We start from the raw sequence: 26,184 nt of genomic DNA on the forward strand, positions 1-26,184 counted from the left end.
TGCAAAGGCGCGCGGGGGTCCTGCGGATGACGGGTGCTGCGGATGCTCAGGTGCTGCGAACGGTCGAACAGTCGGGGCACAGGCCCCAGTAGATGACCTCGGCCTCGTCTATGGAGAAGCCGCGGTCGTCGGAGGCGGTCAGACAGGGGGCGTGGCCGACGGCGCAGTCGACGTCGACGACGGCGCTGCACGCCCGGCACACCAGGTGGTGATGGTTGTCGCCGACGCGCCCCTCGAACCGGGCGGGGCTGCCCGGCGGCTCGATGCGGCGCACCAGCCCGGCCGTGGTCAGCGCGTGCAGGGCGTCGTAGACGGCCTGCAGCGAGATGTGGCCGACGCGGTCGCGCACCCCGGAGGCGATGGCCTCGACACCGAGGTGGTCGCCCGCCCGGACGGTCTGGAGCAGCGCGACCCGGGCGGCCGTCACCCGCAGGCCGGCACCGCGCAGCTCCTCGGCGGTGGTCGGTGTACCGGGTGCTGTCATGCCTGCGAACCTACGGCATAAACACGAACGGTTCAAGAAAACGAACTGTACAAGTCTGAAAGTCGCGGGTGGCTCAGAGGAAGGTCGCGAGCCCGTCGAGCAGCCGGTCGACGTCCTCCTCGTCGTTGTAGGGAGCGAGCCCCACCCGCAGCGCGGGATCGTCGATCTTCAGCGCGGCGAAGGCCTCGTAGGCGTAGAAGGAGCCGGCGGGGGCCACCACTCCCCGCGCGGCCAGGTGCGCCTGCGCCTCGCGCGCGTCCCGGCCGTGGAGGGTCATGAGGACGGTCGGCGTGCGCCGCGCGGCCTTCGTGTGGACGGTGACGGCGTCGCCCAGCGCGTGCAGTCCGGCCGCCAGTCGGGAGCGCAGCGCGTTCTCGTGCTCGTGCAGGGACCGCAGTGAACGCGTCAGCCGCTGCCTGCGCGACTCCCCGGCGGGGCCCGCCGCGTCCATCCCGGCGAGGAAGTCCACGGCGGCGGTGGCGCCCGCGAGGAGCTCGTAGGGCAGTGTCCCGAACTCGAACCGTTCGGGCACGGCGTTCGTGGACGGCAGCAGCTTGTCCGGTACGACGGCTTCGAGGGTCTCGGGCGCACCGGCGAGCACCGCACAGTGCGGCCCGAGGAACTTGTACGGCGAGCAGACGAACAGGTCGGCGCCGAGCGCCGGCACGTCCACCAGATGGTGTGCCGCGTAGTGCACCCCGTCCACGTACACCAGGGCGCCCACGTCGTGGGCCCGGTCGGCGATGCGGCGCACCGGCGGCACGGTGCCCAGCACGTTCGAGGCCGCCGTCACCGCCACCAGCCGGGTGCGGGGCGACAGGGCGCGCTCGTAGGAGTCGAGGTCGAGTTCCGTGGTGACCGGGTCCGTCCCGATCCAGCGGACGGCGACGCCGGCGCGCTCGGCGGCCTGGATCCAGGGGCGCACGTTGGCGTCGTGGTCGAGCCTGCTGAGGACGATCTCGTCGCCGGCCCGCCAGTCCTTGGCCAGGTGCCGCGAGAAGTCGTAGGTGAGCTGGGTGGCGCTGCGCCCGTGCACGACGCCGCCAGGGGGTACGGCCAGGAGGTCGGCGTAGGCGGCGCGGAAGTCGGCCACGGCCTGCTCGGCGTTTCGCTCGGAGGCGCTGACGAGCCCCCGGTTGGACAGGGGGCCGGTCATCGTCCGGGCGACGGCCTCGGCCACCTGGACGGGGGTCTGGGTCCCGCCGGGACCGTCGAAGAAGGCGAGGCCCTGTGCGAGGGCGGGAAAACAGGTGCGCAGCGCGGCGACGTCCAGAGCCATGCCCCGACTCTGGCATTCGGCGCCGGGCGCCACCACCGGGTCGGCGAAGTAGGCGGGATCCGTTCGGTGCGGTGCCCACCGCGGCCGGCCGGGAGGTGTCCCCGCTCCCTGGGCGTCGCCGCCCGGCCACCGCCCGTAGGGGTCCCGGTGGCAACGGCGATCCGGGGGCGGCGTCGCCGGAACCGCGACCCCGGTCCGTCCGCCCGGCCGTCACGGAGGCGGCGGTGTTCGGGCCGCCTCACGGCCGCGTTCGACGGTCAACCGCCGGACGGCGGCGCACCGTCGAACGCCGCTCGCAGGATCGCCCGCAGCTCCCCGGCGGAGGCTTGGCGGGGGTTGCCGTACGGCGCCCGGAGCGTGGCGCCGACGGCACGCTCCAGGTCGGCGGCGGACAGGCCGAGCGCGGCGAGGGAGCGCGGGACGCCCAGCCGCCCGCCCAGCTCGTACAGCTCCCGGGCCGGGTCCGCGACCTCGAGCGCACGGCGCAGCGCCGCCGTCGCGGCGGGCGCCGACGGCGCGTTGAACGCCAGCACATGCGGCAGGACGACGGCGTGCGTCTCGGCGTGCGGCAGGCCGAAGGCGCCGCCGAGCACGTGGCAGAGCCGGTGGTGCAGGCCCATGGAGGTCGCGCCGAGGCAGGCGCCGCACAGCCAGGCCCCGTACAGGGCGCTGCCGCGGGCGGCCGGGCCGGTGGGTTCGGCGACGACCTCGGGCAGGGCGCGCGCCAGTGCCCGTACGCCGTCCTGCGCCATCAGCGAGACGATCGGCGAGGCGTCCGGGGCGTAGAGCGCCTCGGCGGCGTGCGCCATCGCGTTCATCCCGCTGGCGGCGGACTGCGCGGACGGCATGGTGAGCGTCAGCAGCGGGTCGTACACGACACTGCGCGGCAGGACCCGCGGATCGCGCCCGGTGCGTTTCACCCCGTCCTCGGTCTCGCCCCAGACCGGCGTCATCTCCGACCCCGCGTACGTCGTCGGGACGGCCACGACCGGCAGGCCGGTGCGGCGGGCGACGGCCTTGGCCAGCCCGATCGCGGAGCCGCCGCCGACCGCGGCGCAGCCGTCGGCTCCGGCCTCGCGGGCCGCCTCGACGGCTCGTTCGGCGCTCGGCACCGGTACGTGCATGCGCGCGCCCGCGTGCACTCCGGCGCACGCGTCGCCGAGCGTGGCGGCGACGGCGCGGGCCGTGTCCCGGCCGCGCTCGCCGCAGACGACGAGGACGCGGCGCAGGCCGAGCCGTCCGGTCTCCGCCGCGACGGCGTGCGGCACGGCGCCCGGCCGGAACACGACGCGCATCGGCTGGGACTGGTAGGTGAAGTCCAGGGCCGGCCCGGTCACGCCGTCACCGGCTGCAGCACGATGTCGAACAGGGCCCGGCGAAAGGGGTTGGCCAGGCCGGACGCCGCCGCCAGCGCCGGGTCGTCCACCTCGGCGAACTCCTGCACCAGGCTCCTCCTGACGGCGAAGACGGCGTCCGACTCCAGATGGTCGCCGCCCGCCACGAAGACGTGGGTGGTGACGGGCAGGTGACCGGCGGCGCTCACGATGAAGTGGATGTGGGCGGGCCGGTAGGGGTGGCGGCCGGTCGCCTCGAGCAGCGTCCCGACCGGTCCGTCCGTGGGGATCGGATACGGGCTCGGCACGCACGAGCGGAACCAGAAGCGGCCCTCGGCGTCCGCGGTGAACAGGCCGCGGCCGTTGCCCGGCGGCTGTTTCCCGGGCTGCTGGACGTCGTAGAAGCCCTGGTCGTCGGCCTGCCACACGTCCAGTGTCGCGCCGGGCAGCGCGGTGCCGTCGACGGACACGACACGGCCGCTGATGAGGCAGGGCTCGCCGGCGCCGACCAGGTCCAGGGTGTCCCCGAGCGCCCGCGCGGGTGACTCGACCATGTGGAAAGGGCCGAGCACGGTGGAGTCGGTGGCGGCCGGCTCCTTGCGGTCGTTGATCGCCTCGACGAGCATCGACACGCCCAGGACGTCCGAGAGCAGGATGAACTCCTGCCGGGCCTCGTCGCACCGGTGCCCGGCCTCGGTGAGGAAAGCGATCGCCCGTTCCCATTCGGCCCGGGTCGGCTCGGCCTCCCGCACGAAGTCGTGCAGATGCCGGACGAGGTCGGTCAGCAGCTCCCGCAACCGGGGGTCGGGGGTGCGGGCGAAACTGTCCACGACCGCGTCCGTCGCGGTCTCGGCGGTGAAGTCCATGGCCATGGCGGTCTCCTGCTCGGCCTCGGCGGTTCGGCTCCGCCGAGTATCCGTCGTGAGGGGCGGAATGCCGGCGCGGGGCGCGGTGTCGGCGTCTTGGGCGGAGCAGGGGGACCGGGCCCGCGACGGCCCACGGTCGTGCGGGGACGCGGCCGGGTCCGGCCGGACGGTCCGGCGAGGGCTGAGGCCGGGCCCCCGACCGGGCCGGCGCGCCTCCTGAGAAGATCGTTCCTGAAACGCGTCCACCGGACCCCGGAAGGGGATCGACGAGATCATGTGTGCCACCGCGTCCCGCAGCCTGACGGAATCCCGTCCCGGCACGGATTCCTGTCCCGGGACGGAAACCGGTTCCCGTACGGCAACCCGTTGCAGGACGGAGGTCCGCGGATGACCGGCGCCGACGACCCCGTCCTGCTGAAGACCGTCGGCCGGGCCGGCCGCCTCGTCCTCAACCGCCCACGCGCTCTCAACGCCCTGAACCATGCGATGGTGCGCCGGATCGACGACGCGCTGACGGCGTGGGAGCACGACCCCGCCGTCGAGACCGTCGTGCTCACCGGCGCGGGGGAACGCGGTCTGTGCGCGGGCGGTGACATCCGCGCCGTCCACGACGACGCCCGCGACGGCGACGGGAGGGCCTCGGCGGCCTTCTGGCGCGACGAGTACCGTCTCAACGCCCGTATCGCCCGTTACCCCAAGCCCTATGTCGCGCTCATGGACGGCATCGTCATGGGCGGCGGCGTCGGCGTGTCGGCGCACGGCGGCGTGCGGGTCGTCACCGAGCGCTCCCGGATCGCCATGCCCGAGACCGGCATCGGATTCGTGCCCGACGTCGGCGGCACCCACCTGCTCGGCCGTGCGCCGGGTGAACTCGGCGTCCATCTCGCCCTGACGGGTGCGCAGATCGGCGCGGGCGACGCCGTGCTGTGCGGACTCGCCGACCACTACGTGCCGTCCGCCTCGCTGCCAACGTTTCTCGCCGAACTCGCCGACCTGCCGGTGAGCGAGGCCGTCGCCCGTCACGAGCAGCCCCCGCCGCAAGGGGAGTTGGCCGCGGCGCGCGGGTGGATCGACGCGTGTTACGCCGCCGGCACGGTCGAGGAGATCGTCCGGCGTCTGCGCGCCCACGGCGACCCGGCCGCCGCGGAGGCCGCGGAGACCCTGCTCACGCGGTCGCCCACCGCCCTGAAGGTCACCCTGGCCGCCCTGCACCGCTCCCGGCGGCTCGGCTCCCTGGAGGAGGTGCTGGACCAGGAGTACCGCGTTTCGTGCGCCGCTCTGACCAGCCCCGACCTCGTCGAGGGAGTCCGCGCCCAGATCGTCGACAAGGACCGCACCCCGCGCTGGTCGCCGGCCACCCTCGCCGAGGTCGCCGCCGCCGACGTGGAGCGTTTCTTCACCCCGCTCGGCACCCGGGAACTCGGTCTCGCCGGACCACCGTCCCCTCACCCGGCCCGCCCGGCTCACCAACCTCCATTCGACCGCTCGGCCTCACCGCGCCCCTGAACCCGGCGCGTCCTCTCGGACCCACCCGTGGCCAGGCCTGACCGCCACGGAGCGCGCCGACGGCCTCGCGAACCCGGCATGGCCGGCACACCCGTCCTGCCGGGCACCCGGCCGCCGCGCCTCGATCGGGACCGACCCCGACCCGGAGCCCGACCCCGACCCCGACTGCGAGGTCGATGCCGAGGCCGAGCCTGTTTGCGAGGTCGACCCGATGCCGGGGTGAGGTCGCCCCGCGTCGGCGCTCACTCCCGCCCGCGTTGCGGACAGGACCTGTCCGCAAGTCCGGCTAGCTTGATCGTATGACGAAGACGACGTCCCCGGTGGGCCCCGTGCTCGACGTCCGGGCTCTCAACCGTGCCACCCTCGCCCGGCAACTGCTGCTGAGCCCGGCCGAGTTGTCCGCCAAGGCCGCGGTGGAGCACCTTCTCGGACTGCAGGCGCAGAACGTCAAGCCGCCGTACTACGCGCTCGCCGCCCGCCTCGAGGGCTTCGCCCCGGAGCAGTTGTCGGGGCTGATGGCCGACCGTGAGGTCGTCCGCATCGTCAGCATGCGCTCCACCATCCACACCCACACCGCGGACGACTGCCTGACCCTCCGGCCGCTCGTCCAGCCCGCCCGCGAGCGGGAGCTGACCAACTTCCGCAAGGGACTCGTCGGGGTCGACCTCGACCGGCTCGCGGTCCTCGCCCGCAAGCTGGTCGAGGACGAGCCGCGCACCATGGGCCAACTGCGCGAGGCGCTCACCGTGGAGTGGCCGGACGCCGACCCGGCGTCCCTCGCCGTGGCCGCCCGCTGCCGACTGCCCCTGGTCCAGGTCACTCCGCGCGGGCTGTGGGGCCGGAGCGGACAGGTCGCCCTCACCACCGCCGAGCACTGGCTGGGCCGCCCCGCCGAGCAGGCGCCCGCGGTGGACGCCGTCGTCCTGCGCTATCTGGCGGCCTTCGGCCCGGCCTCTGTCAAGGACATGCAGACCTGGGCCGGCCTGACCCGGCTGCGCGAGGCCTTCGAACGTCTGCGCCCGCAGCTGTCGGTCTTCCGGGACGAGCACGGCGTCGAGCTGTTCGACCTGCCCGAGGCCCCGCGCCCCGACCCCGAAACCCCGGCCCCGCCGCGGTTCCTCGCCGAGTTCGACAACCTTCTCCTCTCCCACGCCGACCGCGGCCGCGTCATCCCGCCCGAGTACTGGGGGCGTTCCTGGCAGGGCAACCAGGCGTACTGCACCCTCCTGGTCGACGGCTTCCTGGCGGGCGTGTGGCGACTGGAGCGAGACGCCCTGGTCGTCGAGCCCTTCGGCCGCCTCACCGGCGCGCAGAGGCATGACGTGCTGGCCGAGGGCGAGCGTGTGCTGGCCGTGATGCACCCCGGGGAGTCCTACGACATCCGGTTCGGGACGGTCCTGCGGACCTGACGCCGGAAACAGCGGCAACAGCCGAAACGGTCGGGGGCCGCGCCCCGCACCGCCGGGCGGTGCACCACGCGCAACGCCCCCACCGGCGACCGGTGGGGGCGTGGACGGATGGACAGGGGGCGCTGCGGGCCGCTCGTGGAGGCTCGCAGCGCCCCCTGGTCGTTCCCTGAGGGATGCTCAGGAGTTTCTCGGGGGCTACCCCGGACTTACGAGTTGACCTGTGCGGTCACCAGGCTGGAGAAGGCGGTCAGCCGGGTGTACACACCCGGGTAACCGCCTTCCGCGCAGCCCTCGCCCCAAGAAGTGATCCCTGCCAGGACGCCCCCGATGAGCAGGGGACCGCCGCTGTCGCCCTGGCAGGTGTCTGTACCGCCGGAGGTGTATCCGGCGCAAACCATGTCGGTCTGGACGAAGTCCGAACCGTAGGAGCTCTTGCAGCTGGAGTCGGACACGATCGGGACGGTCGCGGTCCGCAGCTGGTTGGAGGAGCTGCCGTTCTCCGAGGTGGTGCCCCAGCCGATGATGCGGGCGGTGGTGCCGGCCGCGTACACGCCGGTCTGGGACGAGGAGACGTACGACGCCTTGGTGTACGGCATCGACGTCGACAGGGTCAGGACGGCCACGTCGTCGCCGTTGGTGGCGTCCGTGTATCCCGGGTTGACCCAGATCCTGCTCACCCGGCTGACCGTGCCGTTGGTGCCGTTGAGGTAGGTGCGGCCGCCGACGACGCGCACGCTGCTCGTGGTCTCGCCGACCATGCAGTGTGCGGCGGTGACCACCTTGGTGGCCGAGACGAGGGTGCCGCCGCAGAACTGGTTCTGCGAGGCGTCGGTGATCTGCATCATGAACGGATACGCCGTGGTCGTGGTCGGCGTGCCGCCGACGATCGGCTGCGGGGCTGCGACGGCGGTGGGGGCGCCGAGCAGTACGGTCGCCGCCGTGGCGGCGGTCGCCGCGACGACGGCGGCGGTTCTCTTCACGCGGTTGCGCCCGAACATGGAACTCCTCGAGGGGTTGCCGGTGGGGGGTCGCGCGGGTGTGGGGGTGTGCACGGGGGTCGCGGGACCGACCCCCGTGTGCCCGGGCGAGCGGCACGTCCCTTACGCTAGGACCCGGTGCCCGGCGTCCCCAATGAGGGAACCCCCTAGGGGAGTTGGGGCAGGGAAAACCCTCGGTCCGGCAGTGCTGTCGCCGTACCCCCGCTCAGGGGGACGTCCTGCGCGCGGGTCGCCCCCGAGGGGCAGTTAACCCGCGCGATCCTCACTTCGCGTGACGCCCCGCCGCCAACCGGACGATGTCCACCCGCGAGCGGATCCCCAGCTTGCGGTAGACCCGGGTCAGGGTCGCCTCGACCGTCTTGACGCTGATGAACAGCCGCGCGGCGATCTCCCGGTTGGTCGCCCCCTCCATGACGAGCGCCGCGACCTGACGCTCCATCGCGGCCAGTCCCGCCAGCGCGTCGGAGGGCGGGGTCTGCGCGGTGAGGACGGACGGTTCGCCCGCGCCCTGTGCGGCGGCCTCGTCCACCTGACGCAGCCAGGGCAGCGCCCGGCACCGCCGGAACAGCCGTGCCGCCTCGTCGTACGACGTCGGTCCCGGCCGTCCGGTGCGCAGCCGGGCCAGCGCGAACGCCGCCCGCGCCTCCTCCAGCCCGTAGCCGAGCTTGGCGAGCCGGTCCTGAGCGGACGTCAGCCGGGACAGCGCCCCCTCGTGGTCGCCGAGCGCCGCCCGCACCAGGGCCTCCGCCCGGTCCAGCACGGCCAGCACGCTCTCCCGGTCCAGCCGCAGCGCGTGTTCGCGCGTCACGGCGATGACGTCCTGCGCCTCTCCCGGCTCGCCGACCCGGACCAGCGCCTCGGCCAGGTCGCCCTGCCAGCGGCCGCGCGCCGGGTCGGTGATGCCCAGGCCCTGCTCCAGCTCGCGCACCCGGCGCAGCGAGCCGACCGCGCCCGCCGCGTCGCCGGCCACGAACTGGGCGTGGCCCAGCGCCGCCAGGGCGCGCGAGAGGTACATCTGGTCGCCGTCCTCCTCGGCCCGCCCCGCCGCCTCCCGGGCCAGTGCCAGCGCCTGTCCCACGTCGCCGCCCGAGGCCTCGGCGAGGGAGGCCAGCATCGCGGAGGCGCCCAGGCCGATACCCGAGTCACGGGCCAGCCTGAGGCTCTCGCGGGCCAGGTCGAGGGCGCGTCCGCAGTGCCCGGAGCGCAGTTCGGTCTCGGCGAGGAAGCGCTGGAAGTGCACCTCGCTCTCGACCATGCCGCGCCGCCGGACCTCGCGCAGCAGCGCGGTGATCGTCGACCGGGCCTCGGGCAGCTGGTCGCTCATCATCAGCCAGCGGAACCTCGCCGCGCCGACGCCGTTGTGGTGGCAGGCCACGTAGGGGTCCTGAGGCTCCCGCATGGCCTGCTTGATGGTCGCGGGGGCGTTCGGATGGCCCATCAGGGTCTCAGTTGACGACTGGAACGACAGCGCCATCAGCTCGGTGCGCCGGTCGCCGCCGCGCGCCGCAAGCTCCGCGGCGTGCGCGGCCTCCTGCCGCGCCTCGGAGAAGTCGCCCTCGACGATCAGCTTGCGCCAGGCGAGGTGGTAGTGGACGAGGGCGAGCAGCCGGGGGTCGTCGCCGGCGTCGGCGAGGGCCTGCGGGAAGACGGCGTCGACGTCGCCGAGGGCCTGTCCGGCGGCCTCGATGACCACCTCCCAGGCGCGGATCCGGTCGGCGGGGACGGTCGCCCGGGTCAGCACCTCACGCGCGATGTCCCGGGCCAGGTCCACCTCGCCGGCGGTGATGGCGTCCTCGGCGGCGCACAGCCGGTGTTCGTCCGGGCCGGGCGTGCCGTCCGGCGGGGTGTGCCGGGCGGCGAGCAGGCCGAGCGAGGCGGCCACTGACGGCGCGCCCCGGTCGCGGGCCAGGGCCGCGGCCTCGGCGAGCCGGGCGGCGACCTCCGGGTCGGTGCCGGTGGTGGCCATGGCGAGGTTGCGGGCCCGCTCGATCGGGTCGGAGGCGGCGGTGGACAGCGCGGCGTGCGCGGCCCGGCGCTCCTGCGGGGGCGCCTCCGCGTACAGCGCGGCGGAGATCAGCGGGTGCGCGAACCGGACGGCCGGGCCCTCCGGCTCGGTCGCCAGCAGTCCGAGGGCCGCCGCCTGCGCGGTCTCCGCCTCGGCGTTCTCCCGGCCGGCCGCGTGCAGCAGGGCCAGCGTGGGGCGGGCGCCGGCGCTGGCCACCAGCAGGGTGCGCCGGGCCTCGTCGGAGAGCATGTCCAGGCGGCTGAGGACCAGGGCGCGCAGCGAGGTCGGCACCGGCAGCGGCTCGCCGGGGCGGGGCGGCGTCGGGTTCTCGCCGAGGGCGCGGCCGAGCTCCAGCGCGAACAGGGGGTTGCCGCCGCTGGTGCGGTGGATCTCCCGGACCGTGGAGCGGGGCAGGTCGGTGTAGCCGCGGTGGTCGAGGAGCGCGGAGACCTGGTTGCGGGAGAGCGGGTTGAGGCGGACGGCGAGGGTGTCCGGCGGGGACGCGCGTAGATGCCGGTCGTACTCCTGTCCCTCGGTGCGCACCGCGCACAGCAGCTGGACGGGGGTGTCGCCGAGACGGCGGGCGGCGAAGCCGAGGAGCTCGGCGCTCGCCGAGTCCAGCCACTGCAGGTCGTCGGCGACGAGCAGCACGGGGCCCGCGGCGGCGAGGATGCGCAGCGCGGACAGGACGGCCAGCCGCAGGGCGAGGCCGTCGCGCTGCAGCGTCGACTCGCCGCGCCCGGTGAGCGCCGACTCCAGGGCGGTGCGCTGCGCGGCGGGCAACTTGTCCGAGATCTCGTCCAGGACGAGGCCGAAGAGGTCCGCCAGGGCCAGGAAGGGGAGGTGGGATTCGGACTCGGTCGCCGAGCAGCGCAGGACGGTGCGCGCCGCGTCGCCGTAATCCGCGGCCAATGCCCGCAGCACGGTCGACTTTCCTATTCCGGCCGGGCCGTGCAGCAGGACACTGCCGCCGCGCGTCAGCTGGTCACGGGCGGACGTGACCAGCTCCTCCCTGCCGATGACCAGGTCGGGGCGGCATCTGGCAGGCTCCTTGAAGTCCCGTCGCACGGTCACCGCTCCCTTCTGAGTGTCGTGTCCGGGCCAAATTCTAGGCAACGACTCTTTGAAATTCGGAGGCGGATCGTGGTGAGGGATATAACAACGTGACGCATAGGGAAATTCATGGCAACGGTGAGTGAATGGTTCCGTGTCGTGAGGGGCCTCCCTGGCCGGATGTGATCGCTGCCTCCGCCGTGCTCGGACCGGCCGTGCCCGCAGTGTCCCGCACCCCGGTCCAGGGGCGCGCCGACCGCTCGCGCTACGGCAGCAGACCCGCTCTGCGGGCCGCGACCACCGCCTCTCCCCGGGTGCGTGCGCCCAGTCTGCGCATCGCCGATCTCAGGTAGCCCTTGACCGTCTCCGCCCGCAGCCCGAGCCGCTCGGCGATCGCCCCGTTCGTCGCCCCCGCCGCCACGCACGCCAGCACGTCCAGCTCCCGTGGGGCGAGGACGACCGGCTGCCGCACCGGGTCCTGCGACGGCCCCGAGGCCAGCAGCCCGCAGGCGTCGAGGAGGTCGGCGCGCAGCGCGGGGTCGGCGATCCGCGGGGCCAGGGCCCGCAGGGCCGCGTGCGCCTCGCGCACCTGCTCCCAGCCGGCCGCTCCGCCCGCCCCGTCCGGGCCCGCGGCCGCTCCCTCGCCCGGGACGACGCCCGATCCGGCACCCGGTCCGAAGCCCGGCCCGGCCGCCGTCAGCAGCGCACGCACCTCGTCCTCGACGACCAGCGCCTGCTCCACGTCCCGTGCCGCCTGCGCCGCCGCGGTCAGCGTACGATCGCCCAGCGGCTGCGCCGTGCGCAGCGCCCCGTACAGCACCCCGCGGACCCGGCGCCGGACCACCACCGGGATCGCCAGCACCGAACGCAGGCCCTCCTCGGCGACGGCCGCGTCGTACTCGTGGCTGATCTGCCGGGAGAGCGAGTAGTCGGTCACCGCACACGGACGGGCCAGCGCCACCGCCTTGCCGCCGAGCCCGTACCCGGACGTCACCGTCAGCCCGCGCAGCGCGAGCCCGGCCGCGCCGCTGAACTCGCTGATCCGCATCCGCTGCCGCCCGGGCTCCACCAGACCGCCGAAGGCGACCGGCAACCCGGTCGCCCGGCGCAGCCGCATGAGCGCACCGCGAATCTCCACCGTTCCGGTCGCGTCCGCTGCCACGTTCTCGCCCTTTCCGCGCGGCGTGGTGCCGCACACCCCCGTTCGGGGGTAGTGAGACCTGCATCACGGATTACACGATGTCGGAGAGCCGCCCGGCAATGGTCCGGCACCGAGGAGGACACAGATGACGGCGACGGAGCTCTTCCGCAGAGCCCGCGACTTCCTGCTGGAACACCGCGAGGACTACACAACCGCTTACGGGCGTTTCGAGTGGCCTCGCCCCGAGCAGTTCAACTGGGCCCTCGACTGGTTCGACGCCATCGCCGACGGCAACGAGCGCACCGCCCTGCACATCGTGGAAGAAGACGGTTCCGAAACCCGCCGCACCTTCGCCGAGCTGTCCGAGCGCTCCGACCGCATCGCGAACTGGCTGCGCGGCCGCGGGGTGGCCGCCGAGGACCGCGTCCTCGTCATGCTCGGCAACCAGGCCGAACTCTGGGAGACGGCGCTCGCCGCGATGAAACTGCGTGCCGTCGTCATCCCGGCGACGCCGCTGCTCGGCCCTGCTGACCTGGCCGACCGCGTGGAACGCGGCCGGGTCAGGCACGTCCTCGTCCGGTCCGCGGACGCCGTCAAGTTCGACGAGGTCCCCGGCGACTACACGCGGATCGCGGTCGGCGGCGCACCCGAGGGCTGGCAGCGCTACGAGGAGGCGTACGACGCCCAGGCCGGCTTCACGCCGGACGGCCCGACCCTCGCCGACGACCCGCTGATGCTCTACTTCACCTCCGGCACGACCGCCCGGCCCAAACTGGTGGAGCACACCCACACCTCGTACCCGGTCGGCCATCTGTCGACGATGTACTGGATCGGGCTGCGGCCCGGCGACGTCCACCTCAACATCTCCTCGCCCGGCTGGGCCAAGCACGCCTGGTCCAACCTGTTCGCCCCGTGGAACGCTGAAGCAACCGTTTTCATCCACAATTACACGCGTTTCGACCCGGTCCGCTTGATGGCGGAGATGGACCGGGCGGGCGTGACGACCTTCTGTGCCCCGCCCACCGTGTGGCGCATGCTCATCCAGGCCGACCTCACCCAGCTGCGCACCCCGCCCCGCGAGGCGGTGGCCGCGGGCGAACCCCTCAACCCCGAGGTCATCGAGCAGGTCCGCCGCGCCTGGGGAGTGACCGTCCGGGACGGCTTCGGCCAGACCGAGACGGCCGTCCAGATCGCCAACAGCCCCGGCCAGGAACTGAAGACCGGCTCGATGGGCCGGCCCGCCCCCGGATACCGGGTGGAGCTGCTCGACCCGGTGTCGGGCGCGCCGGGCGCGACGGAGGGCGAGATCGCGCTCGACCTGTCGGAACGGCCGGTGGGCCTGATGACCGGCTACCACGGCGACGCCGACCGCAGCGCCGAGGCGATGGCCGGCGGCTACTACCGCACCGGGGACGTCGGAAACCGTGACGAGAACGGTTACATCACCTACGTGGGCCGCTCCGACGACGTCTTCAAGGCGTCCGACTACAAGATCAGCCCCTTCGAGCTGGAGAGCGCGCTGCTGGAGCACGCGGCGGTGGCGGAGGCGGCCGTGGTCCCCGCCCCGGACGAGCTGCGCCTCGCGGTGCCCAAGGCGTACGTCGTCCTCGCCGAGGGCTGGGAGCCGGGCCCCGGCACGGCGAAGGCGCTGTTCGAGCACTCCCGCGAGGTGCTCGCCGCCTACAAGCGGATCCGCCGTCTGGAGTTCGCGCCGCTGCCCAAGACCGTCAGCGGCAAGATCCGCCGCATCGAGCTGCGCGAGGCGACGGCGGCGGGCTCCGCGGACGAGTACCGCGAGGAGGACTTCCGGTGAGCGGAGTGAGCGGGATGAGCGGCCGGCCGTCACGGCCGGGGACCGGCTCCGGGCCTGGCTCGCCCTCGACGCCGGGGACCGGCTCCGGGCCCGCCTCCTCGTACGCCCACGGGACGAGCACGACCGTGCTGCTCGGGGACACGATCGGGCAGAACCTGGACCGGGCCGTGGCGGCCTGGCCGGACCGCGAGGCACTGGTCGACGTGCCGTCCGGCCGGCGCTGGACCTACGCCCGGTTCGGCGCGGACGTCGACCGGCTGGCGCACGCGCTGCTCGCCGGCGGGGTCGCCAAGGGCGACCGGGTGGGCATCTGGGCGGTCAACTGCGCGGAGTGGGTGCTGGTCCAGTACGCCACCGCCCGCATCGGCGCGATCATGGTCAACATCAATCCGGCCTACCGCACGCACGAGGTCGAGTACGTCCTGAACCAGGCCGGGATCTCCGTGCTGTTCGCCTCCCTCAGCCACAGGACGAGTGACTACCGGGCGATGGTCGAGCAGGTGCGCCGCAGGTGCCCGCAACTGCGCGAGACCGTCTACTTCGGCGATCCGAGCTGGGACGCGTTGCTGCGGCGCGGAACGCCCGATCCGTACGAGGATCTGCGGACGCGCCAGAGCGAGCTGTCCTGCGACGATCCCATCAACATCCAGTACACCTCGGGCACGACGGGCTTCCCCAAGGGAGCCACCCTCTCCCACCACAACATTCTCAACAACGGTTACTTCGTGGGTGAGTCGATCGCCTACAGCGAGCGGGACCGCATCTGCGTCCCGGTGCCCTTCTACCACTGCTTCGGCATGGTGATGGGAAACCTCGCGGCCACCTCGCACGGCGCCTGCATCGTCATCCCGGCTCCGTCCTTCGACCCCAAGGCCACGCTGGAGGCCGTCCAGCAGGAGCGGTGCACGTCCCTGTACGGCGTTCCCACCATGTTCATCGCCGAGCTGAACCTCCCCGGCTTCGCGGACTACGACCTCTCCTCGCTGCGCACCGGCATCATGGCGGGCTCGCCCTGTCCGGTCGAGGTGATGAAGCGGGTGGTCGCCGAGATGAACATGGCGCAGGTGTCGATCTGTTACGGCATGACCGAGACCTCGCCCGTCTCCACCCAGACCCGCCGGGACGACGACCTGGAGCACCGCACCGGCACCGTCGGACGCGTCCTGCCGCACATCGAGGTGAAGGTCGTGGACCCGGTGGACGGCGTGACCCGGCCGCGTGGTGTTCCCGGCGAACTCTGCACCCGCGGATACAGCGTGATGCTCGGTTACTGGAACGAGCCCGAGAAGACCGCCGAGGTGATCGACGCGGGACGCTGGATGCACACCGGGGACCTGGCCGTGATGCGGGAAGACGGATACGTGGAGATCGTCGGCCGCATCAAGGACATGATCATCCGGGGCGGGGAGAACATCTACCCGCGCGAGATCGAGGAGTTCCTGTACGGCCACCCCGGGATCAGGGACGTCCAGGTCGTCGGCATCCCGCACGACACGTACGGCGAGGAGGTGCTCGCCTGCGTGATCCCGGCAGACCCGGCGGACCCCCTGACGCTGGAAGGACTGCGGGCGTACTGCCAGGGCCGGTTGGCGCACTACAAGATCCCGAGCCGGCTGCAGATCCTGGACGCCTTCCCCATGACCGTGTCGGGGAAGGTGCGCAAGGTCGAGTTGCGCGAGAAGTACGCCTTCTAGGGCTCAGGGCTCAGGGCGCAGGGCTCAGAGCCCAGGGAGCCGTGGCCGCCTCGCCGGGTCAGCCGGCTCGGCCGCCCGCCCCGGGCTCCTCGGCAGCGTCAGTCGCCCCGGGTGCCTCAACCGCCTCGGGCGTCGAGGGCGTCGGCCGGCGGGTTGACCGGCTGCGGGGTGCCGGAGAGGTCCAGCACGAACAGCGGAACGCGCAGTTGGTCGGCCCGGGCGCGGGCGTCGTCCGCGTACCCGGCGAGCGAGAAGTAGACGCACTCCGCGGACTCCGTCATGGCCGTCAGCCACAGGCATTCCACGTCCCGCAGCGTGGCGGGCCGCACACTCGGGTCCACCTGGGCCAGGAGCCCCCGGGAGGCGAGACCGATGCCGGAGGTGGGCCGCTGGTCTGCCCGCCGGACGTCCCCGTGCCCGAGCCAGTTCAGATAGAGCGCCGCCGAGGTGACCGCGTCGCGCGCCGTGCGGATGGCGACGGGACGGAAGGCGCTCCGGGGTGCGGCCGGCGTCGGTGCCGGGGTCGGTGCCGCCGGCGTCCGCGGTTCCGGCGTCCGCGGTTCCGGTGTCTGCCCGGGGCCGGGTGGTGCGGGCGTCGCCGACGGTGCCGCCGGCTCCGGGCTCGGCTCGACGGCGGAATCCGCGCAGGAGTTGCCTGGGGAGATGCCCGGGCAGGGGTCTGCGGTGGGGTCGGCGTGCGCGTCCGCGGGCGGGTCGGTCACGGGGAGGCGCAGCACCGTTCCGCAGGCGCATCCCAGTTCCGGGTGCGGCCACTGGTCCCGGCGCCCGCACGAGGGACACCGCAGGGCGATCCACTCGTCGTCCCACGACCGGTGCGCCACGGCGCTCGGGGCCGTCAGCCGGTCGAGCACCGGCGTGACGGGGGCGCCGCACGCGCACGGATAGGACGGCGCGGTGTAGTGGTGCTCCCGCCGGCAGGCCGGGCAGCGCACCTGCACGCTCACGGACATGACCCCCATCGTCCTCCTTCGGCACCCGCCTGTCCGTCTCTTGACGACCTTCGCGCCCCCACCTACATTGCTTCCAGATAGTAGAAAAAGTTTTCCGTATTACGGAAATAGCGCCTGAAGGGATTCGCGGGAAGCGGCGGAAACAGGCGGAAACAAAGGGAAGGGCTCACCGCGGGGCGCGACGGGAGAGCGAATCCGACAGCTGAACCCTCTGAAGCAGTCGAAGCAGGAGTACTCCATGGCTCGTATGACCGCTGCCCGTGCGGCAGTCGAGATCCTCAAGCTCGAGGGCGTCACCGGCGCGTTCGGGGTCCCCGGTGCGGCGATCAATCCCTTCTACGCGGCACTCCGGGCCGCCGGGGGCGTCGAGCACACGCTCGCCCGCCATGTCGAGGGCGCCTCGCACATGGCCGAGGGATACACCCGCACCCACCCGGGCAACATCGGGGTCTGTATCGGCACCTCGGGGCCGGCCGGCACCGACATGATCACCGGGCTGTACTCCGCCATCGGCGACTCGGTCCCGATCCTGTGCATCACGGGCCAGGCGCCGACCGCCGTGATCCACAAGGAGGACTTCCAGGCCGTCGACATCGCCGCCATCGCCGCCCCGGTGACCAAGATGGCGGTCACCGTCCTGGAGGCCGCCCAGGTTCCGGGCGTCTTCCAGCAGGCGTTCCACCTCATGCGCTCCGGCCGGCCGGGCCCGGTCCTGATCGACCTGCCCGTCGACGTCCAGCAGACGGAGATCGAGTTCGACCCGGACACGTACGCCCCGCTGCCCGTGTACAAGCCGGCCGCGACCCGCCCGCAGATCGAGAAAGCCCTGCGGATGCTGAACGCGTCCGAGCGGCCGCTGATCGTCGCGGGCGGTGGCGTCATCACGGCCGACGCCACCGAACTCCTGGTGGAATTCGCCGAGTTGACGGGGATCCCGGTCATCCCGACCCTGATGGGCTGGGGCGCCATCCCCGACGACCACGAGCTGAACGCGGGCATGGTCGGTCTGCAGACCGCGCACCGCTACGGCAACGCGACGTTCCTGGAGTCCGACTTCGTCCTCGGCATCGGCAACCGCTGGGCCAACCGCCACACCGGCCGCATCGACGTCTACACGGCCGGCCGCACCTTCGTGCACGTCGACGTGGAGCCCACCCAGATCGGCAGGATCTTCGCCCCGGACTACGGGATCGCGTCGGACGCGAAGGCGGCGCTCGGCCTCTTCGTCGAGGCGGCGCGGGAGGCCGGGGCGGCGGGCGCGCTGCCCGACCGCTCCGCGTGGGCGGCCGCCGCGCAGCACAGGCGGGCGACCCTGCAGCGCCGTACGCACTTCGACGACGTCCCGATCAAGCCGCAGCGCGTGTACGAGGAGATGAACAAGGCCTTCGGGCCCGAGACGCGGTACGTCAGCACCATCGGGCTGTCACAGATCGCGGGCGCCCAGATGCTGCACGTCCACCGGCCGCGGCACTGGATCAACTGCGGCCAGGCCGGGCCCCTCGGCTGGACGATCCCGGCGGCACTCGGCGTCGCCAAGGCCGACCCGCGGGCGCAGGTCGTCGCCCTGTCCGGGGACTACGACTTCCAGTTCATGATCGAGGAGCTGGCGGTCGGCGCCCAGCACCGGATCCCGTACATCCATGTGCTGGTCAACAACGCCTACTTGGGGCTGATCCGGCAGGCGCAGCGGGCGTTCGACATCGACTTCCAGGTCAAGCTGGAGTTCGAGAACGTCAACGCGCCGGAACTGGGCGGCTACGGCGTCGACCATGTGAAGGTCGCCGAGGGGCTCGGCTGCAAGGCGATCCGGGTGACAGACCCGGCCGAGCTGGCAGCCGCCTTCGAACAGGCCAAGAAGCTCGCGGCCGAGTTCCGGGTGCCGGTCGTCGTCGAGGCGATCCTGGAGCGCGTCACCGACATCGCGATGAGCGTCACCAACGACATAGGCGACGTGGTGGAGTTCGAGGAACTCGCCACCGAACCCGGGCACGCGCCCACCGCGGTCAGGGCGCTGAGGGTCTGACCGGACGCCCGGCGTGGAGAAGGGGCGGCCCGTCCTCAGGACGGGCCGCCCCTTCCGCGTCCGTCCCCCTCGGACGGCGCGGGGCCCGCCGCCCCCGTGTCGGCGGGCCCCGCGTGCACACAATGTGCCCTGTCCGGCGGGCGGTTGCAGCCTGCTGAACGACGTTCAGAGGTTGATTTGAGGTTGCGGGCCCGGACCAACCCCCGAAGGCCGCCCGCGATCGCCCCTCGGGCCATCGCCCGGGACTACTCCTCGTGCTGCTCCTGAGACAGTCCCGGCCAGTCGTCGGGGCCCCCGCCCTGCCACTCGACGAGTTCGCTGCGCTCCACGCCGGTTCGGTCGAGGTCGGCCAGGCGCAGGAGTTCGACGACGTCGTCGAGATGCGAGGCGACCCCGAGCACGGCATCGCCCGAGGTGACCCGGCGGGACCCGTCCAGCGCTGGCGGATGAACCACGATGTGCGGATGTCGCGTCGGATCGCCCATGCCTTCAAGCCTCCTGCGGCGGAGGCCGATCCGCATGTCGGCGGCAAGGGCGGGCAGGGTCCGGCCGGGCCCGGCACGGCGGCAGGGGGCATGCACGGCGGGCGGCGACGCGGCTCCCGCAGGTCAGGCACGGCGGGCGGCGACGCCGTACGACGTGCGGCGCTCCCCGTCCGGCGTGGGGCCGGCGGGGAGCGCTGGGCTGGGCTGGGCCGTCCGGTGGCGCGGGGCCGGGCGCGATAGGACGTTCGCGCCGCCGGACGGGGCTCGGTGGAGAGCGGGGATCCGGGACCGCGGCGGGTGTGACGGAACCGGGTCGGCCTTCCCTCAGGTCGGGAAGGGCGGACCGGGACCTTCACCACCGCACTGGCTCACACGCCGCCGCGGTCCTCGTTCCGCCCGCACGATGCCGGCCGGTCACCCCTCATCCGGGCCGGTCGGCCGGTGCGGGCCGCTCGAGTGCTCTCCGGCGGTGGTTGTCCGCCGCCGGTGAGCGGGTGTCGACAGTGGTTCAGTGGATTCCGGGCGGCGCCGCCTGGGCGCGACAGGACAGATGTCAGCGGCGACGCCGCCCGGAAGCGGAGGGGGCGGGGAGGGTCAGACCTGGGCGCCGGACAGGCGCTCCACGGCCCGCAGCAGGGCGGAGTGGTCCAGTCCGCCGTCGCCCTGCGCCCGCAGGCTCGCGACCAGCTGGGCGACCACGGCGCCCACGGGCAGGGCCGCGCCCACGCTGCGGGCGGCATCCGTGACGATGCCCATGTCCTTGTGGTGCAGGTCGATCCGGAAGCCCGGCTTGAAGTCCCGGCCGAGGAAGTTGTCCTTCTTGCGCGTCAGGACGGTCGAGCCGGCCAGGCCGCCGCCCAGGACCTCGAGGGCCGCCTTCAGGTCCACGCCCGACTTCTCCAGAAAGACCACGGCCTCCGCGCACGCCTGGATGTTGACGGCGACGATCAGCTGGTTGGCGGCCTTCACGGTCTGGCCCGAGCCGTGCGGGCCGCACCGCACGACGGTCCTGCCGAGGACCTCGAAGATCGGCCCGGCCTCGTCGAAGTCGGCCTGCTCGCCGCCCACCATGATGGACAGCACCGCCTCGATCGCGCCGGCCTCGCCGCCGGAGACCGGGGCGTCGAGCACGCGGATGCCCTTGCCGGCGGCGGCCTTCGCCAGCTCGACGGAGGTCTGCGGGGTGATCGAGGACATGTCGATCAGGAGCGCGCCGGACCTCGCGTTCTCGAGGATGCCGTCCGGGCCGTAGGCGATGGCCTCGACCTGCGGCGAGGCGGGCACCATCGTGACGATCACGTCGGCGTCCCGCACGGCCTCGGCGAGAGACCCGGCCGCGGTGCCGCCGGCGCCCGCCAGGCGGTCCAGTTTGTCCTGTTCCAGGGTGAAGCCCGTGACGTCGTAGCCCGCCTTGACCAGGTTCTCGGACATGGGGGAGCCCATGATGCCGAGGCCGATCCAGGCGATCTTGGGGAGGGTGGTCATGCGGGTGCCTCTCTGACTGCGGTGCGATGGCGGGACGTTCAGCGGGCTGCGCGCGGGAGCCAGGCGAAGGACTCGGAACTCGGCCTGTCGCCCGGCTTGTACTCGAGGCCGACCCACCCGTCGTAACCGGCCTCGCGCAGCCGGCCGAGGAGCTCCTCCAGCGGGAGCGAACCCGTGCCCGGCGCGCCGCGGCCCGGATCGTCGGCGATCTGCACGTGCCCCGTCGCCGAGGCGTACCGCTCGATCACCGACGGCAGGTCCTCGCCGTTCATGGACAGGTGGTAGAGGTCCATCAGGAACCTCGCGTTGGCCAGTCCGCTCAATTCGTTGACCTTGTCGACGACGCCGACCGCGGCGGCCGCGCTCACCAGCGGGTAGCGCGGCGACTCGGGCCTGTTCAGCGCCTCGATCAGCAGGACCGCGCCGATCCGGTGGGCCGCCCCGGCCGCGAGCACCAGATTCTCCAGCGCGAGCGCGTCCTGCTCGGCCGGGTCCACGCCGTCGATCCGGTTGCCGTAGAGCGCGTTGAGCGCCGTGCAGCCGAGCGAGCCGGCGAAGTCGGCGGCCACGTCGACGTTGGCGCGGAACCGGTCCGATTCCGCGCCGGGGACCGACAGCGCGCCGCGGTCCGGGCCCGGGAGCCGTCCGGCGTAGAAGTTGAGGCCCGTGAGCCGGACGCCCGCGTCCTCGATCGCCGTCCTGAGCGCGTCGAGCTCGGACGGCTCGGGGGTGGGGGAGTCGATCCAGGGCCACCACAGCTCGATTGCGGTGAAGCCGGCCGCGGCGGCGGCCGCGGGGCGCTCCAGGAGCGGGAGTTCCGTGAAGAGGATCGACAGGTTGACGTTGAAGCGCAGGTCTTCGAAGCCCATGGGGGTTCCGCGCTCCCTTCCGTTCGAGTGTTTCCGTAATGCGGAAGTTAGTTTCTGCTTACTGGAAGGCTGCCGTCCGTCGATGGGACTTGTCAAGGGGGCGGAGGAGTACGGGAGCCCGCCCTGGCGTCGGTCGGCGGCGCTCGCTTCGGGGGTCGGCCGCCGGGCTCCTGCCGGACTCCCGGGTGAGTGTCGGCCCGGTCCGTTAGGGTCGGGGTCCGGGCGTCGTCGGCCCGGTCCCGTTCGGAGAGGTGTGGGGGCGCGATGCGACTGAAAGTGGAGTTCACCACCGAGCCCTTCGATCTCGACGAGGCGCCGGCGCATGCGCTGGCCGCTCGTGCGGTGATCGAGGCGGCCGCCCTGGACGCGGTCGACGTCGGTCCCTTCGGCAACACCGCGGAGGGCGCCGCCGACGCCGTGCTCGCCGCCGTCAGCGACCTGCTGCGCACGTCTCTCGGCGCGGGCGCCACCCGGATCTCGCTGCAGGTCAACGTCATCGGGGACGCCCCGGACGGGACCGGCGGCGTCATCGGGGCGGGCCGGTGAGCGCGGCCGGCGACGACGCCTTCATCGCGGCCGTGAAGCCCCTGGTCGACGCGATGGGCGGCGAGATGCTCCCGCCGGACGAGGCCGGGGCCGAGGACGTCGTGCTGACCTGGCAGGGCGTCGAGGCCGTCGCCGTGCGGCTGCCCCAGCTCGCCGACTCCCTCGACCACATCCTGGCCGCCATGGAGCGCAGGAAGGGCAAGCCGCTCGCCGACCTGGACCGCAAGGCCAAGCAGGAGGTCGTGCGGATACTCGAGGCACGCGGCGCCTTCTCCGTGCGGCACGGCGTGGAGACGGTGGCGAGCGCGCTCGGGGTGAGCCGCTTCACCGTCTACAACTACCTCAACCGGGACAAGGGCGCCTGAACGCTCCGCGGACGGCCGGGGCCCGGCGGCCGCAGCCGCCCCGGCGCGGCGGGGGTTCGTCACCCGGAATTTTCAACAAAGTGTTGACGTGGCGTCGTCGAGGGGCGTTAGCTTGCGACAGCCCGCTCAAGCACGAAGGCCGCCGTACGCGGCCATGGAGGCTTCCGTGACGTCGACTTCCCCGTCCCCGGGCCTGGCCCGGTTCAACGGCCTCGAGGAGTCCGCGGCCCGCGCCGCGCTCCACGAGGCGTGCGCCTCGACGGCGTGGGCGGACCGACTGCTCGCGGCCCGCCCCTACACCGCCGCCGCCGACCTCTACGCGGAGAGCGACGCCGCCACGGCCGCTCTGAGCGCCGCCGACCTGGCGGAGGCGATGGCCGGGCACCCGCCGATCGGCCGCCCCCTGCCGGGTGACGCCACGTCGGCCCGCGAACAGCGCGGCATGGCCGGCGCCTCCGAGGAGCTCAGCGCGCAGATGCTCGAACTCAACCTGGCCTACCAGGAGAAGTTCGGCCATGTCTTCCTGATCTGCGCCACCGGTCGCACCGGCGAGCAGATGCGCGACGCGGTCAGGGAGCGCCTCGGCAACGCGCCGGAGCGGGAGCGCGAGATCGTCCGCACCGAACTGGGCAGGATCAACCGCATTCGCCTCGCCCGACTCGTCGAAGAGGACTGAGACCCGCCATGAGCACCAGCACCACCGCCTCGGTGTCCACCCACATCCTGGACACCTCCGCGGGCCGCCCCGCCGAGGGCGTCGCCGTCCGTCTCCTCGCCCGCCCGGGCCGGGACGCCGACTGGCAGGCGCTCGGCGGTTCCGTGACCGACGCGGACGGACGGTGCAGGGACCTGCCGGCGCTGCCGGAAGGGACCGCCCACGTACGGCTCGACTTCGCCGTGGAGCCGTACTTCGAGAACAAGCGAGCCGATCCGCAGCAGGACGCCCCCGCGCATCGGGACAGCGGCGATCCCGCGGTGTTCTTCCCGGAGGTGGCGATCACGTTCGCCGTCGTGCCGGGCGAGCACTACCACGTGCCGCTGCTGCTCAACCCGTTCGGCTACTCCGTATACCGAGGGAGCTAGCAGACATGGCAGACCACCCCCGCCCGGGCCGCCCCGTGCTTCTGGGACAGAACCAGTACGGCAAGGCCGAGAACCGCGTCGTGAAGATCACGCGGCACGGCGCCACCCACCACATCAAGGACCTCAACGTCTCCGTGGCGCTCAGCGGCGACATGGACGAGGTCCACTACTCCGGCTCGAACGCCAACGTCCTGCCGACCGACACCACCAAGAACACGGTGTACGCGTTCGCCAAGGAGCACGGCATCGAGTCCGCCGAGCAGTTCGGCATCCATCTCGCGCGGCACTTCGTGACCTCGCAGGAACCCATCAGGAAGGCCCGGATCCGCGTCGAGGAGTACGCTTGGGAGCGGATCGACGCCTCCGGCGCGGCCTCCCGGCACCCCGGCACGGACGACGCCAAGCACTCGTTCGTCCGCAAGGGCCAGGAGACCCGGCTCACCCAGATCACCTATGACGGGTCGTCGTGGGAGGTCGTCTCCGGGCTCAAGGACCTGGTCGTGATGAACTCGACCGACTCCGAGTTCTGGGGGTTCGTCAAGGACAAGTACACGACGCTGCCCGAGGCCCACGACCGCATCCTGGCCACCCAGGTCTCCGCCCGCTGGCGCTTTCGCTGGTCGGACGACGAGCAGCCGGCGCCGGACTGGGAGACGTCCTACGAGCAGGTGAGAAATCACATGCTGCAGGCCTTCGCCGAGACGTACTCGCTGTCGCTCCAGCAGACCCTGTACGAGATGGGCTCGCGGATCATCGACCGGTGCGAGGAGATCGACGAGGTCCGCTTCTCGCTCCCGAACAAGCACCACTTCCTCGTCGATCTGCAGCCGTTCGGGCTGAAGAACGACAACGAGGTGTACTACGCGGCCGACCGGCCCTACGGCCTGATCGAGGCCACCGTCCTGCGGGACGGCTGTGCGGCGAGGATCCCGGTGGACCTCACCAACCTCTGACCGCCACCCACCTTTTCGGCACCCGCGGCCGGCGCAGCCCCCTTCGCCCGGCCGCGGCACTCAAAGCCCCCGGGTCCTGCCGTGCCCCCTCCCCACAGTCCAGCGAGAAGGACGAACCATGGCAGCAGTCCAGCGCATCGTCATCGAGAACGCCGCGATCGCGACCGTAGACGCCCAGGACACCGAGCACGCGGACGGCCATGTCGTCCTCGCCGGCAACCGCATCGAGTCGGTCGGCGCGGGCCGGGCCCCCGAAGGCCTGGAGAACGTCGTACGCCGCATCGACGCGGCCGGACACCTGGTCACGCCCGGCCTGGTCAACACCCACCACCACTTCTACCAGTGGGTCACCCGGGGACTGGCCACCGACCACAACCTCTTCGACTGGCTCGTCGCCCTCTACCCGACGTGGGCACGCATCGACGAGCGGATGGTCCGCGCGGCCGCCCAGGGCTCCCTGGCGATGATGGCCCGCGGCGGCGTCACCACCGCCATGGACCACCACTACGTCTTCCCGCGGGGCTCCGGCGACCTCTCCGGCGCGATCATCGGCGCCGCGCGGGACATGGGCGTCCGGTTCACCCTCGCCCGCGGCTCCATGGACCGCAGCGAGAAGGACGGCGGCCTGCCCCCGGACTTCGCGGTGGAGACGCTGGACGGCGCCCTCGCCGCCACCGAGGAGACCGTCGCCCGGCACCACGACGCGTCCTTCGACGCGATGACCCAGATCGCCGTCGCCCCGTGCTCGCCCTTCTCCGTCTCCACCGAACTGATGCGCCAGGGAGCCGAGTTGGCCCGCCGGCTCGGCGTGCGCCTGCACACCCACGGCTCGGAGACGGTCGAGGAGGAGAAGTTCTGTCACGAGCTGTTCGGGATGGGCCCGACCGACTACTTCGAGTCCACCGGCTGGCTCGGCGAGGACGTGTGGATGGCGCACTGCGTCCACATGAACGACTCCGACATCGACGCCTTCGCCCGCACGAGAACGGGCGTCGCCCACTGCCCGTCGTCGAACGCCCGGCTGGCGGCCGGCATCGCCCGCGTCCCCGACATGCTGGCGGCCGGCGTCCCGGTGGGCCTGGGCGTCGACGGCACGGCGTCCAACGAGTCCGGCGAACTGCACACCGAACTGCGCAACGCCCTGCTCATCAACCGTCTCGGAGCGCACCGCGAGGCCGCGCTGAATGCCCGTCAGGCGCTGCGCCTCGGCACCTTCGGCGGGGCCCAGGTGCTGGGCCGTGCGACACAGATCGGCTCCCTGGAGCCGGGCAAACTCGCCGATCTGGTCCTGTGGAGGCTGGACACCCTCGCGCACGCCTCCATCGCCGACCCGGTGACCGCTCTGGTCTTCGGCGCGGCGGCCCCGGTCACCGCCTCCTTCGTGAACGGCCGTCAGATCGTCGAGAACGGACGGCTGTCGACCGTCGACGAGGACGCCGTCGCCCGCTCGACCCGCGAAGAGGCCCGGCGACTGGCACGGATCGCCGCGCAGGGCTGACCTGCCGAGGACTCCGGCCGAGGGGGACGGCCCTCGGCCGGATGCCGTACACCCGCGTGGTGCACGGCGGCCGTGACCGGGGCGCGCGCTCGACGCGCGCGCCCCGGAACGGTCCGCGACCAGCCAAGGGGCAGGCTGCTTCGAACGGCTACCGCGAGGCGAAGCGGCTGCGGGCCAGGGCGTACGAGAAGGTCGCCAGGCAGCGGCAGGACACCGGCCGCAAGTGGGCCAGGAAGGTCGTGCGCGACCACGACGCCATCGCGGTGGAGGGCTTCCGCCCCAGGTTTCTCGCCAAGAGCACCATGGCCCACAAGGCCGCTGAAG

Annotated in this window: 22 protein-coding genes and 1 pseudogene; 12 read left to right on the plus strand and 11 right to left on the minus strand. The window is 72.9% G+C overall.

Annotated features, from left to right (window positions below; genetic code table 11):
- Window positions 1–46 precede the first annotated feature (46 nt).
- The 4 genes from QF032_RS30570 to QF032_RS30585 all read right to left on the minus strand — a co-directional run bounded on the left by QF032_RS30570 (window position 47) and on the right by QF032_RS30585 (window position 3,969).
- Entirely contained in the window at window positions 47–484 is a 438-nt protein-coding gene (locus tag QF032_RS30570; protein ID WP_107446315.1) for a Fur family transcriptional regulator, read from the minus strand.
- Between the two features lie 73 nt (window positions 485–557).
- Window positions 558–1,763 (minus strand): cysteine desulfurase-like protein, encoded by a 1,206-nt coding sequence (locus QF032_RS30575; protein ID WP_307046945.1) that lies wholly within the window; start codon window positions 1,761–1,763, stop codon window positions 558–560.
- Between the two features lie 257 nt (window positions 1,764–2,020).
- Window positions 2,021–3,058 (minus strand): maleylacetate reductase, encoded by a 1,038-nt coding sequence (locus tag QF032_RS30580; RefSeq protein ID WP_307050370.1) that lies wholly within the window; start codon window positions 3,056–3,058, stop codon window positions 2,021–2,023.
- A gap of 38 nt (window positions 3,059–3,096) precedes the next feature.
- The gene (locus tag QF032_RS30585; RefSeq protein WP_307058290.1) at window positions 3,097–3,969 is read right to left on the minus strand and encodes a dioxygenase family protein; all 873 of its coding nucleotides are present in this window, start codon (window positions 3,967–3,969) and stop codon (window positions 3,097–3,099) included.
- Window positions 3,970–4,350: 381 nt separating this feature from the next.
- Between QF032_RS30585 and QF032_RS30590 the strand changes: the two genes are divergently transcribed.
- Both QF032_RS30590 and QF032_RS30595 read left to right on the plus strand, forming a co-directional pair.
- The gene (locus QF032_RS30590; RefSeq protein ID WP_307058291.1) at window positions 4,351–5,469 is read left to right on the plus strand and encodes an enoyl-CoA hydratase/isomerase family protein; all 1,119 of its coding nucleotides are present in this window, start codon (window positions 4,351–4,353) and stop codon (window positions 5,467–5,469) included.
- Between the two features lie 299 nt (window positions 5,470–5,768).
- A complete protein-coding gene (locus tag QF032_RS30595) occupies window positions 5,769–6,878 on the plus strand; it encodes a winged helix DNA-binding domain-containing protein (protein WP_307046949.1) in 1,110 nt (369 codons plus the stop codon).
- A gap of 206 nt (window positions 6,879–7,084) precedes the next feature.
- Here the strand turns inward: QF032_RS30595 and QF032_RS30600 are convergent, their stop codons facing one another.
- The 3 genes from QF032_RS30600 to QF032_RS30610 all read right to left on the minus strand — a co-directional run bounded on the left by QF032_RS30600 (window position 7,085) and on the right by QF032_RS30610 (window position 12,096).
- On the minus strand, window positions 7,085–7,876 hold the full coding sequence (locus QF032_RS30600) for a S1 family peptidase (RefSeq protein WP_307058293.1): 792 nt from the start codon (window positions 7,874–7,876) through the stop codon (window positions 7,085–7,087).
- A 262-nt stretch (window positions 7,877–8,138) separates the two neighbouring features.
- Window positions 8,139–10,955 carry an ATP-binding protein gene (locus tag QF032_RS30605; RefSeq protein ID WP_307058295.1) on the minus strand — a complete coding sequence of 939 codons (2,817 nt, stop codon included), beginning with the start codon at window positions 10,953–10,955 and terminating at the stop codon, window positions 8,139–8,141.
- 244 nt (window positions 10,956–11,199) lie between these two features.
- Window positions 11,200–12,096, minus strand: a complete 897-nt coding sequence (locus QF032_RS30610) for a helix-turn-helix transcriptional regulator (RefSeq protein WP_307058297.1) — start codon at window positions 12,094–12,096, stop codon at window positions 11,200–11,202.
- 124 nt (window positions 12,097–12,220) lie between these two features.
- On the opposite strand from QF032_RS30610, the gene QF032_RS30615 reads away from it, so the two are divergent.
- Together QF032_RS30615 and QF032_RS30620 are read left to right on the plus strand one after the other, a co-directional pair.
- A complete protein-coding gene (locus QF032_RS30615; RefSeq protein ID WP_307058299.1) occupies window positions 12,221–13,888 on the plus strand; it encodes an AMP-binding protein in 1,668 nt (555 codons plus the stop codon).
- 14 nt (window positions 13,889–13,902) lie between these two features.
- Window positions 13,903–15,582: an AMP-binding protein gene (locus QF032_RS30620; protein ID WP_307060424.1), complete on the plus strand. Its 1,680-nt coding sequence runs from the start codon at window positions 13,903–13,905 to the stop codon at window positions 15,580–15,582.
- Window positions 15,583–15,698: 116 nt separating this feature from the next.
- On the opposite strand, the gene QF032_RS30625 is transcribed toward QF032_RS30620, so the two are convergent.
- Window positions 15,699–16,553, minus strand: a complete 855-nt coding sequence (locus QF032_RS30625; RefSeq protein ID WP_307058300.1) for a hypothetical protein — start codon at window positions 16,551–16,553, stop codon at window positions 15,699–15,701.
- 238 nt (window positions 16,554–16,791) lie between these two features.
- Here QF032_RS30625 and gcl point away from each other — a divergent pair, with 238 nt between their 5' ends.
- A complete protein-coding gene (gcl, locus tag QF032_RS30630; protein WP_307058302.1) occupies window positions 16,792–18,576 on the plus strand; it encodes a glyoxylate carboligase in 1,785 nt (594 codons plus the stop codon).
- A 245-nt stretch (window positions 18,577–18,821) separates the two neighbouring features.
- On the opposite strand, the gene QF032_RS30635 is transcribed toward gcl, so the two are convergent.
- From QF032_RS30635 to QF032_RS30645, 3 genes are all read right to left on the minus strand, one after another.
- Window positions 18,822–19,061: a hypothetical protein gene (locus tag QF032_RS30635; RefSeq protein ID WP_307046962.1), complete on the minus strand. Its 240-nt coding sequence runs from the start codon at window positions 19,059–19,061 to the stop codon at window positions 18,822–18,824.
- A gap of 594 nt (window positions 19,062–19,655) precedes the next feature.
- A complete protein-coding gene (locus tag QF032_RS30640; RefSeq protein ID WP_307058304.1) occupies window positions 19,656–20,546 on the minus strand; it encodes a 2-hydroxy-3-oxopropionate reductase in 891 nt (296 codons plus the stop codon).
- Between the two features lie 38 nt (window positions 20,547–20,584).
- A complete protein-coding gene (locus tag QF032_RS30645; protein ID WP_307058306.1) occupies window positions 20,585–21,415 on the minus strand; it encodes a TIM barrel protein in 831 nt (276 codons plus the stop codon).
- Between the two features lie 264 nt (window positions 21,416–21,679).
- Between QF032_RS30645 and QF032_RS30650 the strand changes: the two genes are divergently transcribed.
- The 7 genes and pseudogenes from QF032_RS30650 to QF032_RS30680 form a co-directional block, all read left to right on the plus strand.
- Entirely contained in the window at window positions 21,680–21,961 is a 282-nt protein-coding gene (locus tag QF032_RS30650; RefSeq protein WP_307046969.1) for a hypothetical protein, read from the plus strand.
- The gene (locus tag QF032_RS30655; RefSeq protein WP_307046971.1) at window positions 21,958–22,326 is read left to right on the plus strand and encodes a helix-turn-helix domain-containing protein; all 369 of its coding nucleotides are present in this window, start codon (window positions 21,958–21,960) and stop codon (window positions 22,324–22,326) included. Before QF032_RS30650 ends, QF032_RS30655 begins: the two co-directional genes overlap by 4 nt.
- A 166-nt stretch (window positions 22,327–22,492) precedes the next feature.
- Window positions 22,493–23,002 carry a 2-oxo-4-hydroxy-4-carboxy-5-ureidoimidazoline decarboxylase gene (uraD, locus tag QF032_RS30660; protein WP_307046973.1) on the plus strand — a complete coding sequence of 170 codons (510 nt, stop codon included), beginning with the start codon at window positions 22,493–22,495 and terminating at the stop codon, window positions 23,000–23,002.
- Window positions 23,003–23,010: 8 nt separating this feature from the next.
- Window positions 23,011–23,409: a hydroxyisourate hydrolase gene (uraH, locus tag QF032_RS30665; protein ID WP_307046975.1), complete on the plus strand. Its 399-nt coding sequence runs from the start codon at window positions 23,011–23,013 to the stop codon at window positions 23,407–23,409.
- A gap of 5 nt (window positions 23,410–23,414) precedes the next feature.
- Window positions 23,415–24,362, plus strand: coding sequence for a factor-independent urate hydroxylase (gene pucL / locus QF032_RS30670; protein ID WP_307046977.1), 948 nt, complete (start codon window positions 23,415–23,417; stop codon window positions 24,360–24,362).
- Between the two features lie 118 nt (window positions 24,363–24,480).
- On the plus strand, window positions 24,481–25,860 hold the full coding sequence (locus QF032_RS30675) for an 8-oxoguanine deaminase (RefSeq protein WP_307058308.1): 1,380 nt from the start codon (window positions 24,481–24,483) through the stop codon (window positions 25,858–25,860).
- Between the two features lie 116 nt (window positions 25,861–25,976).
- A pseudogene (locus tag QF032_RS30680) lies at window positions 25,977–26,183 on the plus strand (transposase); the annotation flags it as partial.
- Between the last annotated feature and the right edge of the window lies 1 nt (window position 26,184).

It is taken from the genome of Streptomyces achromogenes (assembly GCF_030816715.1).
Classification (GTDB): domain Bacteria; phylum Actinomycetota; class Actinomycetes; order Streptomycetales; family Streptomycetaceae; genus Streptomyces; species Streptomyces achromogenes_A.

What these genes read in the sequence shown, in the direction of transcription:
- QF032_RS30625 (WP_307058300.1), bottom strand. Translation starts at nt 16,553, where the DNA reads ATGTCCGTGAGCGTGCAGGTGCGCTGCCCGGCCTGCCGGCGGGAGCAC.
- QF032_RS30640 (WP_307058304.1), bottom strand. Translation starts at nt 20,546, where the DNA reads ATGACCACCCTCCCCAAGATCGCCTGGATCGGCCTCGGCATCATGGGC.
- QF032_RS30650 (WP_307046969.1), top strand. Translation starts at nt 21,680, where the DNA reads ATGCGACTGAAAGTGGAGTTCACCACCGAGCCCTTCGATCTCGACGAG.
- QF032_RS30595 (WP_307046949.1), top strand. Translation starts at nt 5,769, where the DNA reads ATGACGAAGACGACGTCCCCGGTGGGCCCCGTGCTCGACGTCCGGGCT.
- QF032_RS30590 (WP_307058291.1), top strand. Translation starts at nt 4,351, where the DNA reads ATGACCGGCGCCGACGACCCCGTCCTGCTGAAGACCGTCGGCCGGGCC.
- QF032_RS30570 (WP_107446315.1), bottom strand. Translation starts at nt 484, where the DNA reads ATGACAGCACCCGGTACACCGACCACCGCCGAGGAGCTGCGCGGTGCC.
- uraH (WP_307046975.1), top strand. Translation starts at nt 23,011, where the DNA reads ATGAGCACCAGCACCACCGCCTCGGTGTCCACCCACATCCTGGACACC.
- QF032_RS30635 (WP_307046962.1), bottom strand. Translation starts at nt 19,061, where the DNA reads ATGGGCGATCCGACGCGACATCCGCACATCGTGGTTCATCCGCCAGCG.
- QF032_RS30600 (WP_307058293.1), bottom strand. Translation starts at nt 7,876, where the DNA reads ATGTTCGGGCGCAACCGCGTGAAGAGAACCGCCGCCGTCGTCGCGGCG.
- QF032_RS30580 (WP_307050370.1), bottom strand. Translation starts at nt 3,058, where the DNA reads ATGCGCGTCGTGTTCCGGCCGGGCGCCGTGCCGCACGCCGTCGCGGCG.
- QF032_RS30575 (WP_307046945.1), bottom strand. Translation starts at nt 1,763, where the DNA reads ATGGCTCTGGACGTCGCCGCGCTGCGCACCTGTTTTCCCGCCCTCGCA.
- QF032_RS30585 (WP_307058290.1), bottom strand. Translation starts at nt 3,969, where the DNA reads ATGGCCATGGACTTCACCGCCGAGACCGCGACGGACGCGGTCGTGGAC.
- pucL (WP_307046977.1), top strand. Translation starts at nt 23,415, where the DNA reads ATGGCAGACCACCCCCGCCCGGGCCGCCCCGTGCTTCTGGGACAGAAC.
- QF032_RS30620 (WP_307060424.1), top strand. Translation starts at nt 13,903, where the DNA reads ATGAGCGGCCGGCCGTCACGGCCGGGGACCGGCTCCGGGCCTGGCTCG.
- QF032_RS30645 (WP_307058306.1), bottom strand. Translation starts at nt 21,415, where the DNA reads ATGGGCTTCGAAGACCTGCGCTTCAACGTCAACCTGTCGATCCTCTTC.
- gcl (WP_307058302.1), top strand. Translation starts at nt 16,792, where the DNA reads ATGGCTCGTATGACCGCTGCCCGTGCGGCAGTCGAGATCCTCAAGCTC.
- QF032_RS30615 (WP_307058299.1), top strand. Translation starts at nt 12,221, where the DNA reads ATGACGGCGACGGAGCTCTTCCGCAGAGCCCGCGACTTCCTGCTGGAA.
- QF032_RS30675 (WP_307058308.1), top strand. Translation starts at nt 24,481, where the DNA reads ATGGCAGCAGTCCAGCGCATCGTCATCGAGAACGCCGCGATCGCGACC.